17 protein-coding genes are annotated in these 19627 nt (G+C 41.0%); all 17 read right to left on the reverse strand.

What is annotated here, in order from left to right; translation table 11 throughout:
* Positions 1-159: 159 nt before the first annotated feature.
* The gene (locus tag DET59_RS03240; RefSeq protein ID WP_113968175.1) at positions 160-753 is read right to left on the reverse strand and encodes a dipicolinate synthase subunit B; all 594 of its coding nucleotides are present in this window, start codon (positions 751-753) and stop codon (positions 160-162) included.
* Positions 750-1652 (reverse strand): dipicolinic acid synthetase subunit A, encoded by a 903-nt coding sequence (dpaA, locus tag DET59_RS03245; protein ID WP_113968176.1) that lies wholly within the window; start codon positions 1650-1652, stop codon positions 750-752. Before dpaA ends, DET59_RS03240 begins: the two co-directional genes overlap by 4 nt.
* A gap of 315 nt (positions 1653-1967) precedes the next feature.
* The gene (locus tag DET59_RS03250) at positions 1968-2201 is read right to left on the reverse strand and encodes a YlmC/YmxH family sporulation protein (RefSeq protein ID WP_113968177.1); all 234 of its coding nucleotides are present in this window, start codon (positions 2199-2201) and stop codon (positions 1968-1970) included.
* Positions 2202-2627: 426 nt separating this feature from the next.
* On the reverse strand, positions 2628-3869 hold the full coding sequence (locus tag DET59_RS03255) for a M16 family metallopeptidase (protein WP_113968178.1): 1242 nt from the start codon (positions 3867-3869) through the stop codon (positions 2628-2630).
* Positions 3870-3897: 28 nt separating this feature from the next.
* Positions 3898-4902 carry a polysaccharide deacetylase family protein gene (locus DET59_RS03260; protein ID WP_113968179.1) on the reverse strand — a complete coding sequence of 335 codons (1005 nt, stop codon included), beginning with the start codon at positions 4900-4902 and terminating at the stop codon, positions 3898-3900.
* 162 nt (positions 4903-5064) lie between these two features.
* A complete protein-coding gene (gene pnp / locus DET59_RS03265) occupies positions 5065-7188 on the reverse strand; it encodes a polyribonucleotide nucleotidyltransferase (protein ID WP_113968180.1) in 2124 nt (707 codons plus the stop codon).
* A 353-nt stretch (positions 7189-7541) separates the two neighbouring features.
* On the reverse strand, positions 7542-7811 hold the full coding sequence (rpsO, locus tag DET59_RS03270) for a 30S ribosomal protein S15 (RefSeq protein ID WP_034760125.1): 270 nt from the start codon (positions 7809-7811) through the stop codon (positions 7542-7544).
* A gap of 135 nt (positions 7812-7946) precedes the next feature.
* Complete coding sequence (ribF, locus tag DET59_RS03275; protein WP_113968181.1) at positions 7947-8891, reverse strand: bifunctional riboflavin kinase/FAD synthetase; 945 nt, start codon at positions 8889-8891, stop codon at positions 7947-7949.
* Positions 8892-8910: 19 nt separating this feature from the next.
* Positions 8911-9819: a tRNA pseudouridine(55) synthase TruB gene (truB, locus tag DET59_RS03280; protein WP_113968182.1), complete on the reverse strand. Its 909-nt coding sequence runs from the start codon at positions 9817-9819 to the stop codon at positions 8911-8913.
* A 100-nt stretch (positions 9820-9919) separates the two neighbouring features.
* On the reverse strand, positions 9920-10288 hold the full coding sequence (gene rbfA / locus DET59_RS03285) for a 30S ribosome-binding factor RbfA (protein ID WP_113968183.1): 369 nt from the start codon (positions 10286-10288) through the stop codon (positions 9920-9922).
* A gap of 55 nt (positions 10289-10343) precedes the next feature.
* The gene (locus DET59_RS03290; RefSeq protein ID WP_113968184.1) at positions 10344-10622 is read right to left on the reverse strand and encodes a DUF503 domain-containing protein; all 279 of its coding nucleotides are present in this window, start codon (positions 10620-10622) and stop codon (positions 10344-10346) included.
* Positions 10619-12790, reverse strand: coding sequence for a translation initiation factor IF-2 (gene infB / locus DET59_RS03295; protein ID WP_113968185.1), 2172 nt, complete (start codon positions 12788-12790; stop codon positions 10619-10621). Before infB ends, DET59_RS03290 begins: the two co-directional genes overlap by 4 nt.
* Before the next feature lie 4 nt (positions 12791-12794).
* Complete coding sequence (locus DET59_RS03300) at positions 12795-13112, reverse strand: YlxQ family RNA-binding protein (RefSeq protein WP_113968186.1); 318 nt, start codon at positions 13110-13112, stop codon at positions 12795-12797.
* A gap of 10 nt (positions 13113-13122) precedes the next feature.
* Positions 13123-13392: an RNase P modulator RnpM gene (rnpM, locus tag DET59_RS03305; protein ID WP_113968187.1), complete on the reverse strand. Its 270-nt coding sequence runs from the start codon at positions 13390-13392 to the stop codon at positions 13123-13125.
* 12 nt (positions 13393-13404) lie between these two features.
* Complete coding sequence (gene nusA, locus DET59_RS03310) at positions 13405-14538, reverse strand: transcription termination factor NusA (protein ID WP_113968188.1); 1134 nt, start codon at positions 14536-14538, stop codon at positions 13405-13407.
* Positions 14539-14573: 35 nt separating this feature from the next.
* The gene (gene rimP, locus DET59_RS03315; RefSeq protein WP_113968189.1) at positions 14574-15044 is read right to left on the reverse strand and encodes a ribosome maturation factor RimP; all 471 of its coding nucleotides are present in this window, start codon (positions 15042-15044) and stop codon (positions 14574-14576) included.
* A 186-nt stretch (positions 15045-15230) separates the two neighbouring features.
* Entirely contained in the window at positions 15231-19550 is a 4320-nt protein-coding gene (locus DET59_RS03320; RefSeq protein WP_113968190.1) for a PolC-type DNA polymerase III, read from the reverse strand.
* Between the last annotated feature and the right edge of the window lie 77 nt (positions 19551-19627).

Raw genomic sequence — 19627 nt, forward strand, 5'->3', positions numbered from 1 at the left:
CTTTTAGTCTATTACTATAATAAAGAATATTTTAACATAAACAATTATTCGACAATAGGGAATTTTATATTTATGCCTTGATTATTTATAAAACTTTAAATATTTATACATGAAAAGAAGGCCATCTTAACAGTGCAAGTTGATAGCCTTCTCCATCTATTAATCTAAATATCTTTCGATTACAACAGGCTGAAGCTGTCTTCCTTCAATAGCCGCTTCTATCGTTTCCTGAATCAGCGTCATTCTGGCTACCATTGATTTCGGTTTGCTTTCAGGTGCATCCTGCCCAAATGGGATAAAATATATATCTTTGGTTGAAATTAATCTCATTAGGTTTACACCGTTTAAACCAAGAGCATCATTTGTCGATATCCCCAGTACTACAGGACGGTGATTACGAAGAGTCGCTTTAGCAGCCATCAACACTGGAGAATCTGTCATTGCATTTGCGAATTTGCTCATTGAATTCCCTGTAAGGGGAGCGATCACCATACAATCCAATGGAATTTTAGGACCGAGTGGTTCTGCCTTTACGATTGAATCGATCACCCTATGACCCGTAACGTCCTCAATTCGCTTAATCCAGTCTTCTCCTTTACCGAATCTCGTTTCCGTATTCATAACAGTTGAAGTCACAATCGGCATCACTTCTGCTCCGTTATTCACTAATCGTTCGATTTCCGGGAATACGGCATCATACGTACAATGAGAACCTGTCAGACCAAACCCGATTCGTTTTCCTTTCACACTCATGATGAACTCTCCTTTCCTAAATCAAGATCTTCCTCTAACAATTGACAAAGTACATTCGCGAGTATCTGGCCTGCTGTCTTAGGTGCCACGATCCCTGGCAATCCCGGGGCCAACAATGCTTTAATTCCCCGTTTTTCTGCATAACGAAAATCTGTACCTCCAGGCTTTGAAGCCAAATCGATGATTAATGTATGAGCCGGCATTTTGGCTATCACAGCAGCCTTCACTATATGCACTGGAATTGTGTTAATACATATATCACAATTCTCAACCTCTTTTTCTAAGTTATCTAAGTGGAATGGCTCTAAGCCCATCTCAGTCACCCTGGCCAGATGCTCACTTTTCCGTGCACCAACCTTGACCTTTCCGCCTAAATGATGAAACGTTCTAGCTACACTCATACCTACCCTACCCAGACCCAATATGACAATCGTAGATCCATGAATCGTAAAGTCTGTATGTTGAATAGCCATCATAATCGTTCCCTCTACTGTAGGAATAGAATTATAAATGGCAACATCGTCTCTCTCAAACAACTGAACAAGTTCCCGATTCGTTGAAGACATTATTTCATCCAAATACTTATTACTAATTCCTGAATAGATCGTACAGTGCTCTGGCGTCTGAGACACAACTTCTTCTGTTAAAACGATTTTCTCATTGGAAAAAATCGTATCAATTTCTCCTTGTAGATTCGTGCCGGGTACAGGTAAGATTATGGCATCAATAATTGAAAAGTCCACTTCACTCAGCTTTTCTTTCGTAGCCCCTGTAAAGGCATGATCTAGTTGTTCAAAACCTACGAGTGAGATTTTTGCATCCAACTCAGTAAGCTTCCGAATAATCTCAAGTTGACGAGCATCTCCGCCTAGAACTGCGATCTGCATTCCGGTCAGCATCACTGATTTCACCTACTTTTTACATAATCGCTATTCTAAATCCCTTTTCACTTCAACAGTGTATGTTGCACATACCTAATGGGTGAGAAGAAAAGCAGGAAGAGACTGTTTAGAATATGGGGTTGTTTTGGTAAGGGAGCGGATGTAAGAGGTCAGGACGGGATAATAGTCGTACACAAGTTTCATTCAGGTGGTACAATATGTATCTTCCTATTACACTGACTCCTTCTGGCGTTTTGGAGAGGAACATCTTATTTAATTGTAAGACCAAATAAAAAAACGGGGAGGCCCCGTTTCAGTAGATGATCTATTTCGTTATTCATTCGATACTTCCAGAATGATCATATCCGCTCCGATTGTTCTGATTTGATGCCAAGGTACCCGGATTTCCCCGCCTTGCTTTCGCAGCCATTTACCCGTCGGAATGATAAGCGCATTTATGCTTCCAGACTTATCATTGAATTCAAGATCGGTTTGCCCAAGAATTCCAAGACGTTCTGCTTTTTTATAATCGACTATTTCTTTTCCGCTTAACTCGCTTAATCTCATGAAGGTTTCCTCCCTAAAAAAGCTCTGTATTACAATGTATACACTGTCCACTTTTTTTAGAAGAAATTCTTCGTTATTTCCATCCAATGTGATGATTCATTCAAAAAAACTCTTTTCTTAAAGTTTGTTGTTATTTTAGAGAAGAAAGTAATAGTTGATTTCCGTTACAGGATGCTCGCTTTCCGCGGGGCTGGCGGTGAGCCTCCTCGGCTTCGCCTGTGGGGTCTCACCTGTCCAGCTATTCCCGCAGGAGTCGATCATCCTTCCACTCCAATCAACTTACTGAGCATGTATCCTTAATCCAAATCAATAAATACAAGAATATTTGAAAGAACCTTGCAGAGCTTATGTTAAATAGCAACAATCTTTGAGAATAGAGCGTTCAAAAAAAAAAAAAAGCAGACTTAAGCAGTCTGCTTTTTTCTGTTATTTCCTCATATTTTGAGGGAGATTCCCATCCGGACTGATGAGGGATATCGCATAATCATCTTTAAAGATGTCAAGGGCTAACTGATTTACCTTGTCCATTGTAACGCCGTCGATTTCTTCGACAATCTCATCCAGCGTACGGTGGCGTTTTAGTAACAGCTCATTTTTCCCGTTACGACTCATCCGGCTATTCGTACTTTCTAAACTCAGCATAAGGTTACCCTTTAATTGCTCTTTGCTGTTTAGTAATTCTTTAGACGTAATACCATCATCTTTCAGGGCTTGCAGGGTGCTGTCGATCGTATCAAATAATTGATCTAACTGATTGGCTCCTGTCCCTCCATAAATGGTAACCATTCCGCTATCTTCATATGCGGAATGATAAGAAAACACGGAATACGCAAGTCCTCTTTGTTCGCGAACCTCTTGAAACAGACGGGATGACATACTGCCACCTAACACGTTGTTTAATACGATCAGGTTATAGATGTCCGGATGCCCGATTTGCAGGCCGTCAAATCCTAAGCATAAATGAGCTTGTTCTGTATCTTTTTTCCGGGCAATCTTATTGTTGTGAAAGGCAGGCTTCACACGGTCCTCAGGTCCTTTACCACCTTCATAAGATCCGAATAGCTTCTCGACTTCTTTGATAAATGTTTCATCCACATTTCCTGCTACAGACACTACTACTTGATCCGGGGTGTACATGTCATGCATGTACTCTTTCAATTTAGCTTGATTGAATGAGTTCAGTGTTTCTTCCGTTCCTAGAATCGGATAGCCAAGTGGATGCTCTTCATAGATTGCCTTGCTTAGTAAGTCATGAACAATATCATCCGGGGTATCTTCATACATTTTAATCTCTTCATACACTACATTTTTTTCTTTATTCAATTCCTCTTCTACATAGGTAGAGTTAAAGAACATATCAGAAAGTGTATGTAATGCATAATCCGCATGATTGTCCAATACTTTTGCATAATAGCAGGTGTATTCCTTTGAAGTAAATGCATTGACCTGTCCGCCGATGCTGTCAAAGGACTCTGCTATTTCACGGGCCGTTTTCGTTTTTGTGCCTTTGAAAAACATATGTTCCAAAAAGTGGGATATCCCGTTGTTTTGTTCCGTTTCATTGCGTGATCCGGTTCCAATCCAGACCCCAATCGCTACAGAACGAACGTGAGGTATTTCCTCCAGCACGATTCTTAGTCCATTTTGGCATGTATATTTCTTTATCAAGAAATTTCCTCCTATTCATGATGCAAACTTACTGCTTCTTATTACTATTTCCCTGTTCTGACGAATTATCGACGTCTTCCACGATTCTCTCTTCTTTAACCAAGCTTGAGATCGTACCAAGCCTTAAATTTTTTTCTTTTATTTGAAGAATCAACATGTTTAACGAATTGGCCGTAGAAGCTGTCGGGTGCATCAGTACAATAGCTCCCTTGTGCATCTTTCTCATTACACGCTCGATTAACACGCTTGGTTGTGGCTTTTGCCAATCAATCGTATCCACACTCCACATGATCGTTCTCATGTGCATCTCGTCTGCAATATTTATGACTTCCTCCCGGTAGCTGCCGCTTGGTGGAGCAAACCACTTCACTTTATCCCCTGTGGTCACTTCAATTATTTCATTCGTCTTTTTCAATTCTTCTCTTACTTTGGCTGACTCCAATGATTTCATATCAGGATGAGAATATGAATGATTTCCCACTTCATGTCCTGCATCTACGATCATCTTCGCTAAGTCCGGGTTATTTTTCACCCATCTCCCCTCTAAAAAGAACGTAGCATATACTTGGTGTTTTTTCAAAGTTGCAAGCATATCCGGGATATATTCATTTCCCCATGCTACATTAATGATTAAGGACACCATTGGTTTATCCGGATTCCCTCGGTAAACAGGGGAAGCAGGTAAATCAGGTAAGTGCGTTTCAGGAGGGATTTGCTTGTAGATCAGTTTATCTTCATCAAAAGATTTTTGTTTTTTCATATTTTGAAGAGACGCTTCTACATCCACTTTCAACCCATTATATCCTGGTGTAGCTTTCCAAACTGTATCTATTACAGCATCTTGAGCTGGGACTTCCCTCAATTTTGCTTCTTCTTTTATTTTTCGGGTTAAGTCATAGGGTTCGCTTACTCCATTCACTTCTAGCGATTCTTGTTTTAGTCCTGTCACATACTGATCTGATAATGGATTTTCAACGACAACCAAAGTCAGAATAGCAATTAGACTAATTCCAATCAAGTATTTTCTATCCATACCTGTCCACCTTCCTTCTCCTAAAAACATATGTTAGGAAAGGAAAAGGTAGAACAAAAGCGGAGGCTACTCCTTCAGGGCAGAATGAAAATTCCACAGATAAAAAAAGCCGTCCCGGAGGAGAGTTTGCTCCTTACAGGACAGCCTGCCAATCTTAAAAGATTATGCCTGGTTTTGTTCTTCTTTTTCACGCTGCTCTTTAAGAACGGCTTTTCTAGACAAGTTGACTCTACCCTGGTTATCGATGTCAAGAACCTTAACAAGGATCTCATCGCCGATCGCTACCACATCTTCAACTTTGCGAATACGCTCTTCTGCAAGTTCAGAAATGTGGACCAGTCCATCTTTACCGCTGAAGATTTCTACAAATGCACCGAATTTTTCAATTCGTTTTACTTTCCCCAGGTACATTTGTCCAGCTTCAACTTCTCTTACTATATCTTCAATTGTTTTCTTAGCAACTTTGTTCATCTCTTCATCAGTAGAAGAAATGAAGATCGTTCCGTCTTGCTCAATATCAATCTTAACGCCTGTTTCGTCGATGATTTTATTGATTTGTTTACCACTTGGTCCAATAACATCACGGATCTTATCAGGGTTAATATGCATGGTTAAAATTTTCGGTGCATATTGAGAAAGGCTGGTTCTTGCTTCACCGATTGTTGCTAACATGCTATCAAGGATCTGCATTCTTCCTTTTTTCGCTTGTTGAAGTGCTTCTTCAAGAATTTCTCGGGATAGCCCATCAATTTTGATATCCATTTGAAGAGCGGTTACACCCTTAGAAGTCCCGGCTACTTTAAAGTCCATGTCTCCCAGGTGATCTTCCATCCCTTGAATATCCGTTAAGATGGAATAGTTTTCACCAGATTTGATCAGACCCATGGCGATTCCTGCTACAGGTGCTTTAATAGGAACACCGGCATCCATCATCGCTAATGTACTTGCACAGATACTTGCTTGGGAAGTTGAACCATTTGATTCAAGTACTTCGGAAACAAGGCGGATTGTATACGGGAAGTCTTTCTCGTTTGGAATAATCGGATCCAAGGCTTTTTCCCCTAGTGCTCCATGTCCGATTTCACGACGACCTGGTCCTCTGATCGGGCCCGTTTCCCCTACACTGAATTGAGGGAAATTATAATGATGCATGAATCGTTTTGATTCTTCAATTCCTAGACCATCAAGAACTTGGACATCTCCTAAAGCACCTAATGTACAAATGCTTAGTGCTTGAGTTTGTCCACGTGTGAACAGTCCAGAACCATGTGTTCTTGGTAATAAACCAACCTCGGAAGAAAGTGGACGGATCTCGTCGACTTTACGGCCATCAGGACGGACTTTATCTTCCGTGATCAAGCGACGAACTTCATTTTTCACAAGCTTGTCTAATACCTTTTTCACTTGCTTCAGTGTAGCTTCATCGGCTTCCTTCTCTTCTTCATAAACAGCCATCACTTTTTTCTTAACTGCTTTAATTGCTTCTTCACGAGCATGTTTTTCCTGAACTTGGATCGCAGGGATCAGTTCGGTTTCACATATTGAACGAACCTCTGCTTCAACGGCTTGATCAAGTTCAACAAGTTGAATTTCTGATTTTTCTTTACCGACTTTAGCAACAATTTCCTCTTGGAAAGCGACTAAGCGCTTTATTTCTTCATGACCAAACATGATTGCCTCAAGCATTGTCTCTTCCGGTACTTCATCTGCACCTGCTTCAACCATGTTGATGGCTTCTTTCGTACCGGCTACAGATAAATGAATCTCACTTTTCTCCAGCTGTTCCACTGATGGGTTAATAATAAATTCACCATCAATCAGACCAACTATAACTCCAGCAATCGGACCCTCAAATGGGATATCAGAAACAGAAAGTGCCAGTGAAGATCCGAACATAGCTGCCATTTCAGATGAACAGTTTTGGTCTACACTCATCACTATACTGATTACTTGTACTTCATTACGGAACCCATCTGCGAACAATGGACGGATAGGGCGGTCGATTAAACGGCTTGCCAGGATCGCTTTTTCACTTGGACGTCCTTCACGTTTAATAAATCCTCCTGGGATTTTACCAACAGCATATAATCTTTCTTCATAATTCACAGTCAGTGGGAAGAAATCCAATGGTTTTGGCTCTTTTGAAGCTGTTGCACTACTTAATACCGCAGTATCTCCGTAGCGTACCATTACCGCTCCATTGGCTTGTTTGGCAAATTGGCCTACTTCGACCGTTAATTCTCTTCCTGCCCATTCAATGGAAAAGATTTGTTTAGTTTGTTCCATAAAGTGTGCCCCTCTCTTTATATATCACTAAAGGGTTCGGCCTGTACCCAACCCGGATAAATATTGTAAATAAACTATTCTATATCATGCACATTTGTGCCGTTATATTCGTTTGGATGAATAACATAAGGAACTATGTAAATATAGCATGTTCCCTCAATGGAAAGTTCTATTTACTCGCATTAAGGACTCGAATTAACTCTTATGTACATATTATGTATTTTAGACAAAAACTATATAATTGAATACTTTTCGTGATGAATTTTTTTAAAAATAAGTGGGGGATCATACAAAGATTCCCACTTATCAAAACTAAAGAAAAAGCGGGACATAATCCCGCTTCCTTTGTCTGTTTATCGACGTAAACCTAATTTGTTGATTAACTCACGGTAGCGTTGTACATCTTTCTTACGTAGGTAAGATAATAGATTACGACGGTGACCTACCATTTTCAGAAGACCGCGACGAGAGTGGTGGTCTTTCTTGTGAACGCGTAAGTGATCGTTCAGGTTGTTAATTTCTTCAGTTAGGACAGCAATTTGAACTTCTGGAGATCCAGTATCGTTCTCATGTACTTTGTATTCACTGATAAGTTCGTTTTTACGCTCTTTAGTGATAGCCATCCTTTTCACCTCCTAATAATTTCTTTCAAATCCCCTGTTACTGAGCAGCCGTTGGTGAATCGTGATGCCAAGCAAAGGTTCATTTCATACGCTATTTAGAATACTACTCTTTTCAACAAAAATCAAGTATAAACCTCAAATTTCCGAAAAGTAGTGGATTGCTTTGTCTTTATCTTTCTGAATTTGCGAGATTAATTCCTCTATCCCCGAAAACTTCTGTTCATCTCTAATTCTTTCATACCATTCGATATACACTTCTTCGCCATATATAGATGCATGGAAATCAAAAATGTGAACTTCGATTGATAGAGAGTATTCGTCAGGATTTTTAAAAGTAGGCTTATAACCGATATTGCATACACCATCGAACCATTTATCATGAATTTTCATTCTAACAGCATACACTCCCACTTTAGGAGTAAGATAGTCGTAGGCCAACTCAATATTGGCAGTAGGAAAGCCGATTTTCCTGCCTCTCTTATCCCCGTGTATGACTGTCCCTTTCATCTTAAACGGCCTGCCCAGGAGCTCTCGAACCTTCTTTACGCCGCCTTCTTTAAGGCATTCTCTTATGAACGTCGAACTTACTTTGGAGTCATCGTCTGTAAGCTTCGAAATTGTAGTAGAAGTAAACATATCGCGTGAATGGAATGGAAGTGTTTCCATCGTCCCTTTCCCTAAACGTCCATATGAGTAATCGAAGCCTGCTACTACATGCAGTACATTGAGCCCTATGATGTATTGATCAACGAAGTCCTGAGGGATCAGACTTGCAAATTCTGATGTGAATCGGACAATAAATAAATAATCCACACCCAGTTCCTCTATAATTTCTTTCTTTTCTTCCAGAGGTGTTATGTAGTGTATATGCTTGTGCTTATGACCTAATACAACTGAAGGATGAGGATCAAATGTCATTACCGCACTACAAGCTTTGAGCTCCTTCGCTTTTTCTACTGCTGCCTTGATCACCCTCTGATGTCCTCTATGCACCCCATCGAAGTACCCTAGAGCCAAAACAAGGGATGGAAAATCATTCTTACTAATTGAATGTGGATGATGTACAGTTATCACTTTCACAGTATTTCACCTTTTTTCACTAGTCGTTGAAAAGCACTTTGACAGGCTTGATAACCCCTGGTTTGTCCGGGTGACGGCGATAAATGGCAATAACCTTGCCATGATACTCCATCACTACTTCACTCGTTTCCGGCCAATCCTCAGGCTCTTCCAAGCGTGCTCCATTCTTCACTTTCTCTGCTAATGTATCATTAATTGCCATTTTCGGCAAATGAGAAAGCCCCATTTCCAGTGGGAGAAGAAGCCCTTGTGGATTCCCATTATCAACGAACTCTTTCACATCTTCTAAGGTAAAACAGTCCTCTTTCCTAAAACAGGCTGATTGTGTACGGGTAAGGGCTGACATATGAGCAGGATATCCAAGTCTATTTCCCATTTCAACAGCAAGGGTCCTCACATAAGTACCTTTGCCACAAGCCACTTCGAAAGAGAAAGCGGGATTCTGGCTGTCTAACTCATCCCAATCCTCCAGTAATTGAAGCTTATCGATCCGAACGGTTCTTGATGGTCTATCAACTTCAATCCCTTGTCTTGCATACTCATATAACCGTTTACCGTTTACCTTTACCGCTGAATACATTGGAGGGGTTTGCGTAATATCGCCGGTTAAACTTCTGAGAATCTCTTCAACCTCTGCTCTGGTAATCGTACGGTCCAATGCCTTCTTTACAACAGGTTCACCCCAAGCATCTTCTGTCGTAGTCGAGAAACCAAGAGTGACTTCCCCTTCATAGGTTTTTCCCGATGCTGTAATATACTCTGCTATCTTCGTCGCTCTTCCGATGCAAATCGGAAGTACACCAGATACTTCCGGATCAAGCGTGCCTGTATGGCCCACCTTTTTCGTTCTAAGGAGCTTCCTTAATTTAAATACACAGTCATGTGACGTCATGCCACGGGGCTTCCATAGGGGCAGGATTCCATTCATGTTAATACCTCCACTATTATTTCTTCTTTAATCCAACAATTAGAAAACAAAAGGACTAATCCATTGGAATTGTCATTCCTTCCGGATCAGCCCTTTCTAGTTACTCATCTGTGTCTTTAGACTCTTCTGGTTCATCTTGAACTTTTCTTAATAAAGTTTCAATATGATTACCATAATCAATCGATTCATCAAACTCAAAAATAATTTCAGGTGTTTTGCGCAGACGGATTCGCTGTCCTACTTCAGAACGGATGAACCCTTTTGCCTTCGCCAGACCTTTAAGCGTGTTTTCTCTTTGGTCTTCTCCACCTAGAACGGTAATATACACTTTTGCCTGTTGTAAATCACCAGTTACCTGCACGTCTGTAACTGTCACAAAGCCAATGCGTGGGTCCTTTATTTTTCGTCCGATAATATCGCTGAGCTCTTTCTTCATTTGCTCGCTAACACGATTCGCACGATGGCTCATCAATATCACCTCTTATATATCGTTAATGGTTATATGTTGGAACATAAGCAACTCTCTATAACGACTCGATTTGGGTCTCCAGTCTCTCCCACTCCGGAAAAGAATCAATGAATTTCAATGCATGCTCCATTTCTCTTTCACTGGCTCCTTTGGAAGAAGCGACGGTGACGATGGCAATCCTGGTTCGTTGCCATACATCCTGGTGTCCGATTTCAGAGACAGATACATTAAATTTTTGTTTGAGGCGTGACAAGACCCTCTGCAGGACCGCCCGCTTTTCTTTTAAAGAGTGAGAATCATAAATCATGCACTCACATTCAACATATGTGATCATTTACGTGTAATTTCCTCCATGATGAAGGCTTCGATTACGTCGCCCTCTTTCACATCGTTAAAGTTCTTAATCGTAATACCACATTCGTAACCTTTGGCTACGTCTTTCGCGTCATCCTTAAAACGTTTAAGAGCATCCAGTTCACCTTCAAAGATAACAATTCCATCACGAATTAGACGAACGCCGCTGTCGCGAGAAATTTTACCTTCTGTTACATAGCTTCCCGCAATAGTACCAACTTTAGACACTTTAAATGTTTGACGAACTTCTGCTTGACCAATGATTTTTTCTTCAAATTCAGGGTCCAGCATCCCTTTCATAGCAGCTTCAATTTCCTCCATTACCTTATAGATAATACGGTGTAATCGAATTTCTACTCCTTCAGCATCAGCCGTACGTTTCGCATTTACATCAGGGCGAACATTAAAGCCTATAACAATGGCGTTGGACGCTGCTGCCAATGTAATATCTGATTCGTTAATCGCTCCCACACCAGTGTGGATGATACGAATATTTACACCTTCAACTTCAATTTTCAGTAATGAAGCGGCAAGAGCTTCTACTGAACCTTGAACGTCCGCTTTAAGAACAAGGTTGAGATCCTTCATTTCACCTTGTTTCATTTGTTCGAACAGGTTCTCAAGGCTTACTTTGGACTTCTCTCCCCTCTGAGCTTGCAGAGCTTGAGAAGCACGGGATTCACCAACGGAACGAGCCGTTTTCTCATCTTCAAATACAACGAAACGATCCCCTGCTTGAGGAACATCATTTAAACCTGTGATTTCAACAGGAGCAGATGGACCCGCTTCTTTCACACGGCGACCAAGGTCATTGACCATTGCACGAACACGTCCGAATGTATTTCCTACTACGATAGGGTCTCCAACTTTCAATGTCCCGTTTTGAACAAGTAAAGTCGCTACAGATCCCCGGCCTTTATCTAATTGTGCTTCAATTACCGTACCTTGAGCAAGGCGATTCGGATTTGCTTTAAGCTCTTCCACTTCACTGACAAGGACGATCATTTCAAGTAAATTATCGATCCCTTCTCCTGATAATGCAGATAGTGGTACGAAGATTGTGTCTCCACCCCACGCTTCAGGAACCAGTTCGTATTCCGTGAGTTCTTGCATTACACGATCCGGATTCGCAGCTTCTTTGTCCATTTTATTAACGGCAATGATAATTGGAACTTCAGCAGCTTTGGCATGGTTAATTGCTTCAACTGTTTGAGGCATGACCCCATCATCAGCAGCAACAACAATGATCGCAATGTCGGTTACTTGAGCACCGCGGGCACGCATCGTTGTGAAGGCAGCATGTCCAGGAGTATCAAGGAAGGTGATTTTCTTTTCATCCACTTCTACTTGATAAGCACCGATATGCTGAGTGATTCCTCCAGCTTCTCCTGCCGTTACTTTCGTGTTACGGATGGAATCAAGCAGAGTTGTTTTACCGTGGTCAACGTGACCCATGATTGTCACAACAGATGGACGCTCTACTACTTCTTCTTGTGTATCTTCAGTGAAGTATACTTCAAGATCAGTGGCATCTACCTTGATCTCTTCCTCTACTTCGACTCCATATTCCCCTGCAATGAGCTCAATTGATTCTTTATCTAGTTCTTGGTTTATTGTTGCCATGACACCAAGCATGAATAGTTTTTTAATGATTTCAGATGGCTCTTTGTGAAGCTTTTTCGCGAGCTCTGAAACCGTCAATGAATCTGAGAACGTAATTTTTGAAGGAAGTTCTTTTTTCTTGGCAGGCGGCTGTTGCTGTGGAGCCTGTTTGAAATTTTTATTTTGCCTGTTTTGTTTGTTATTTTTGTTTTTGTTGTTGTTATTATTATTATTGAAGACCTTCTTCTCCTTTGATTGGTGCTGTTGTTCGTGTTTTTTTCCTTCACGACTTTTCGGTGCTGATTTTACTTTTTCCTTGTTCGGAGCTTCTTCTGTCTTTGATGCATTTGCCTTGGAATCCTTTTGGCCAGGTTTCTGACTGCCTGAATCCCCTTTATACATCGCGTCTAATTTTGTTACTGCGTCGTCTTCTATAGTTGCCATATGGTTTGATACCTCAATATTCAGTTGCTTTAATTTTCCGATAACATCTTTGCTTGAAACATTGTATTTTTTTGCATATTCATAAACACGCATCTTGCTCATATGTTCACCCCCACTGAGATTCATCGAGCAGTTCGGATAATTTCCCGGCAAAGCCTGCATCCATTATAGCCACCACTACCCTGGCTTCTTTTCCAATGGCCTGACCTAAATCGTTTCTGCTTTCCACCAAGCTAACCGGAACATTGTAGGATTTACATTTGTCCGTGATTTTCTTGTATGTATTAGCAGAAGCATCTTTGGAAAGAATGACAAGTTTTGCTCGTCCACTACGAACTTCTTTAATAACAAGCTCTTCACCTGAAATAATCTTACGTGCCCGATTCGCCAATCCTAAAAGTGACATCCAACGATTTTGATTCATACGCTAAACGTTACTCCTTCTCCACAAGGCTAATCAATTCATCGTAAAGAGATTCATCTATTTTCGCTTGTAATTGATTGGCTAATGTATTTTTCTTTTTTGCTTGTAAAATGATGTCTTTATCCTTGGAAAGATAAGCTCCACGCCCTGACTTCTTACCTGTGGGATCGATGGAAACCTCCCCTTCTTTCGAGCGGACAATCCGTATCATTTCTTTCTTCGGTTTCATTTCACCCGTTGCCACACATTTGCGCAATGGGATCTTCTTATTTACACTCATCTGACTCACCTCTTAATCTTGATTATCAAAATCAATATTTAAAGGCTCGTTATCATACTCTTCCTCTTCATCTTGAGGTAGGAATGACTCTTCTCGAGGATATAATCCCTGGTCACGAGCGTCTGTTTCACTCTTGATATCAATCTTCCAGTTTGTCAATTTGGCTGCAAGACGGGCATTTTGGCCACGTTTACCTATTGCAAGTGAAAGTTGATAATCCGGAACAACTACTCTTGTCGCTTTATCAACTTCATTCACCTGTACATCCAGCACTTTCGATGGACTTAAAGCATTGGCTACGAATGTTACAGGATCTTCTGACCATTGAACGATGTCAATTTTTTCACCTTTTAATTCGTTTACAATTGCCTGTACACGTGCACCCTTGGTTCCCACGCAAGCTCCAACGGGATCTACCTCGGAATTTTCTGCATGAACAGAGATTTTAGAGCGATCTCCGGCTTCACGTGCAACCGATTTGATTTCTACCGTTCCATCAAAGATTTCAGGAACTTCGATTTCAAATAACCGCTTCAGTAATCCGGGGTGTGTTCTTGAAACAAAGATTTGAGGACCTTTTGTAGTCTTCTCAACCTTTGTAATAAACACTTTAATACGATCATGAGGTTTATATGTTTCATTTGGCATCTGCTCGCTCACCGGTAGAAGTGCCTCAATCTTGCCTAGTGCCACATAGATAAAGCGATTGTCCTGACGTTGAACGATACCTGTCATGATATCTTCTTCGCGATCCACAAATTCGGAATAGATAATTCCTCTTTCAGCTTCTCTTACTCGTTGGGTAACAACCTGTTTAGCTGTTTGTGCAGCGATACGGCCAAAGTCCTTTGGTGTTACCTCCAACTCAACAACGTCTCCAACTTCGTAGCTAGGGTTAATTTCCCCGGCGTCTTCGACAGAAATCTCAAGGCGGGAATCAAATACTTCGTCTACAACTTCTTTACGAGCGAAGACTCTCATCGTACCCGTTTCAAGGTTAAGGTCTACACGGACATTTTGTGCTTGGTTGAAATTTCGTTTGTAAGCCGACACAAGTGCAGCTTCAATTGCTTCAATGATGACATCTCTTGCAATGCCTTTCTCTTTCTCTAAAACAGTAAGAGCATCTAATAACTGAGTGCTCATGGTGGTTTCATCCCCCTTTATAGTGCGGTTAGTTCCTATGAAAATGTAACAGCTAATCGTGCGATCGCTATCTTATCTGTTGGAATTTCAACCTTCTTTTTTCGAGTCTTAATGGTTACTTCTAATGCTAATTGGTCTGAAGTATAGGAAAGAAGTGTGCCTTCGAAGGCCTTTTCACCGTTCAACGGCTCATATGTTTTCACATAAACGTTTTTGCCGATGGCTTTCTCAAAGTCCTTTTCTTTCTTTAAAGGACGTTCAGCTCCCGGTGAAGAAACTTCTAAAAAGTAATTATGAGGAATTGGGTCAATTTCATCTAACTTTTCACTAAGTCTTTCACTTACTATTCCGCATTCTTCAATGTCAACACCTGAATCTTTGTCGATAAATACACGAAGAAACCAATTGGATCCCTCTTTCACATATTCCATATCGATGAGTTCTAATGACATGTCGTCTAAGATTGGTGTAACAAGTTCTTCTACAAGTGTTGTTATTTTGCTCATACTTACCTCCTGGTCTATATGAAAATCTTGCACCAAGACTAGAAATGATAGTTCAAAAAATCTCCATGTAATAACGAAAGAGTGGGGTGCGACCCCACTCTTCTACCTTTAGAGCTATCTTTAGTATTTCCAATAAAAATATACCATAATCAACATGTTTATGCAAACAATTCCCATGGTATCAGCTTAGAACAGGGATAATTGGTTCTTATCCGGCAAGGCTTCCAAGCAGCCGTGATTGTCCAGGTACTCAATGATTGTCTTGGAGACGCGACCTCTTTGTTGAAGATCTTCTTTAGAGAGAAACTCCCCATTCTGTCTAGCATTCACAATATTGATGGCCGCATTCGTCCCAAGGCCGGGAATCGAGTTGAACGGTGGAATCAATGAATCTCCATCTATCACAAATTCAGCCGCGTGTGAACGATACAGATCTACCTTTTGGAACTTGTAACCCCGCTCACACATTTCAAGGGCCAACTCCAGTACTGTTAACGTGTTCTTTTCTTTCGGAGATGCATCCAGCCCTTTGCTGTTGATTTCTTCTATCTTAGCCCTGACTGCTTGAGATCCCCTCACCATGGCTTCAATATCGAAATCCTCTGCACGAACGGTGAAGTAAGCAGCATAGTAAAGAAGAGCATGATGCACTTTAAAGTATGCAATACGAACAGCCATTAATACATAGGCAGCGGCATGGGCTTTCGGGAACATATATTTGATCTTCAGACAAGAATCAATATACCAGTCCGGTACCCCATTCTTTTTCATCTCTTCTACCCATTCATCCTGCAGTCCCTTCCCTTTACGTACAAATTCCATGATTTTAAAGGCAAGTGAAGGCTCGAGTCCTTGATAGATGAGATAAACCATAATATCATCACGACAACCGATTACTTCGCTCAGATTACAAATGTTATTATGAATAAGCTCTTGAGCATTGCCAAGCCATACATCAGTACCATGTGAAAGACCTGAAATTTGAACAAGCTCAGAAAATGTCGTCGGCTTTGTATCCTCAAGCATTTGACGAACAAATCGTGTACCGAATTCCGGGATTCCGAGTGTACCGGTCTTACACATGATTTGTTCCGCTGTCACTCCGAGCGGTTCCGTTCCACTGAAGATTTTCATCACTTCAGGGTCATCTGTCGGAATGGTCTTCGGATCGACCCCTGATAAATCCTGAAGCATACGAATAACGGTTGGATCATCATGACCAAGAATATCAAGCTTCAGAAGATTATCATGGATGGAATGGAAATCAAAGTGTGTTGTTTTCCATTCCGAGCTTGAATCATCAGCAGGAAATTGAATGGGTGAGAAATCGTAGATATCCATATAATCAGGTACTACGATGATCCCTCCAGGATGCTGTCCGGTTGTTCTTTTCACTCCGGTACATCCACTTACCAATCGATCGATTTCTGCTCCGCGGATTTGCAGCTGATGATCATTGGCGTATCCTTTTACATACCCGTAGGCGGTCTTTTCCGCCACAGTACCGATCGTACCTGCCCGATATACATTATCTTCACCGAACAGAACCTTCGTATAGTTATGGGCGTTAGGCTGATATTCGCCCGAGAAGTTCAAATCGATATCAGGAACTTTGTCTCCTTTAAATCCAAGGAATGTTTCAAACGGAATATCATGACCATCCTTCTTGTATGGAATTCCACAATCAGGACAATCTTTATTGGGCAAATCAAACCCTGATCCCACCGATCCATCATCAAAGAACTCGGATTTCTTACAAGATGGACATACATAGTGGGGGGATAAAGGATTCACTTCCGTTATTTCTGTCATTGTTGCAACAAAAGAAGACCCTACTGATCCACGGGACCCTACCAGGTAACCATCATCCAATGACTTTTTCACGAGTTTATGTGAAATTAAATAGATGACTGCGAATCCATGACCGATAATACTCTTTAATTCCTTTTCGAGCCTTGCTTCTACAATTTCAGGAAGGTTCTCTCCGTAAATGCTTTTCGCCATGGCATAACTCATGCGACGCATTTCTTCATCAGCGCCTTCAATTTTAGGCGTATATAGATCATCTCTGATTGGTTTAATGACATCTACAAGATCGGCTATTTTGTTGGAGTTATCCACAACAATTTCTTTCGCTGTTTCTTTCCCTAAGAAAGAGAATGCATCCTGCATCTCATTCGTTGTTCTAAAATGAACATCAGGAAGTTCGTGTCGGTTCAACGGATTCGCCCCGCCTTGAGAGCCAACGAGAATCTTCCGGTATATCTTGTCGTTTTCATTTAAGTAATGCACGTTACCGGTAGCCACTACCGGTTTATCCAATTTCTTACCAAGATCCACAATGTTTTTTATGATATCTTCAAGGTTTTTCTGACTTTGCACCAAATCCAACTCGATTAAATGTTGATAGACTTCTTTTGGATGAACTTCCAGGTAATCATAAAATTGAGCCTTTTCCTCAACTTCTTCTTTCCCTTTCTGCATCATCCCTTCAAACACTTCTCCTTTGTCACAGCCTGAACCTACGAGAATTCCCGTTCGATACTTTTGAAGCTGGGAGCGGGGAATTCTCGGAACACGGAAAAAATAATTCATGTGAGAGATGGATACTAGTTTATAAAGGTTCTTTAAGCCTTCTTCCGTTTGGGCAATCAGCGTGCAGTGATAGGGTCTTGACCGTTTGTATGCATCACCTTTCCCCATGTAATCATTGAATTGATTATGATTGGTGATTCCTTTTTCAACGGCATCCTTCAGCATTTTCAATAACAAATATCCAGTTGTTTCCGCATCATAGATCGCTCGGTGATGCTGGGTCAGTTCAATATCAAATTTCTTGGCTAACGTATTTAAACGATGATTCTTGAATTGAGGATACAGTAGTCTGGCAAGCTCCAGCGTATCGATGACAGGATTAGTCGCTTTAGGCAGTCCTGCTTTTTGATACCCTGCATTCAAGAAACCCATATCAAAGGAAGCATTATGTGCAACTAATATATCCTCTCCTGCCCATTTATGATAGTCGTGAAGAACATCGTTTATTTCAGGCGCCGTTTGCACCATATCATCGGTAATACCCGTTAATTCAATGGTTGTAGCGGATAAAGGATGATGAGGATTGGCAAACGATTCAAATTTATCGATGACCTCACCATCTTTGATTTTCACCGCAGCGAGTTCAATGATGGTGTCGTAAACGGCCGACAGTCCGGTTGTTTCAACATCAAAGACAATAAAAGTACTATCTTCTAAAGGAAGATCCCGGTCATTATAGGCAATTGGAACCCCATCATCAACAAGATTGGCTTCCACACCATAGAGAAGTTTTATATCATTCTTCTTGCTTGCGCTATAGGCTTCCGGGAAGGATTGTGCAACGGCATGATCCGTTATCGCTACCGCTTTATGCCCCCATTTTTTTGCTTGGCCAACAAGACTTGCCACTGAAGAAACGGCGTCCATCTGACTCATTGGAGTATGCATGTGAAGCTCCACCCTTTTTTCATCAGCGGGAGCAGTATCCAACCTCAGAACCGGTTTGATTTCATTCACATCGTTGGCGATCATCACCAGGTCACGCACGAATGTATCATTTTGAATGCTTCCACGACAGCGGACCCACATACCTTTTTTCATATTGTTCATGATAGCAGCGTCCTCTTTGTCCCTCGAGAACATTTTGACGAGGATCGAACTTGAGTAGTCTGTTACTTTAAATGTTAATAAAGTACGACCGCTACGTAATTCACGCGTTTCACAATCGAAAACATATCCCTCAATGGCGATCCGTCGTTCTTCGTCATAAATCTCTTCAATCTTCCGGAAGTCAGCATCATCTTTAATCGTAAGACCAAGCATGAATGGACCGCTGGGTGCACCACTTGCTTCCTCTTTTTCAGCCTTTTCCATTTCAATAAGAGCTTGTTTGGCTCTCTCTTGATCTTCTTTAAGCTTTTCTTCTAAAAATTTCTCATACTCATTGCTTTGTTCCTCTACTTGACTTACCTCTGCATCCAATACTAGTTTAGGAAAGCCAAAGTTCTCGAAAGTAGAGGTGATCATTTCACCGTATTTTCTTTTTAACTGTGTTGCTTCTGTATCATTGGAAGCAACCACAATAATTTTATTTCCATTGATTTTCGGCTTTTGAGTATTTAATAATTTTAATAACGGCGGTGATATACCTTGAATTTCTTTCACACACTCCTGCCAATAGTCTAGAATGTGCTGATCTGATATCTGGGTATTCACCACTTTTATCGTAAATCCTACGTTTGCAATATGTTTAAAGGAGGTTTGCAGTGCGATTGAAAATTTACTCCACACGTTACAAGGAATGATTTCTTCGAATGTAAAGTAAAAATGCCATTTCTTCTCCTTGCGAAACACCGCTAGTTTTTCAATTTCAGCGTTTGGAAAGTACTTGACGAAGGCATCCTCTGTTAACCCTAATTGCTTGAGCAACAGCTGAAACCTCTCTCTTTTGCCCAGGGGCTTTTCTTCCATGATTCTTCTCCCCCATTTCTAATCGTGTTATTTACAGTAGAAAAAGGGCTGACAGCTAAGGATTGCCTCCTTTAAAG

Origin of the sequence: Rossellomorea aquimaris (assembly GCF_003315075.1) — a bacterium.
Classification (GTDB): Bacteria; Bacillota; Bacilli; order Bacillales; family Bacillaceae_B; genus Rossellomorea; species Rossellomorea aquimaris_C.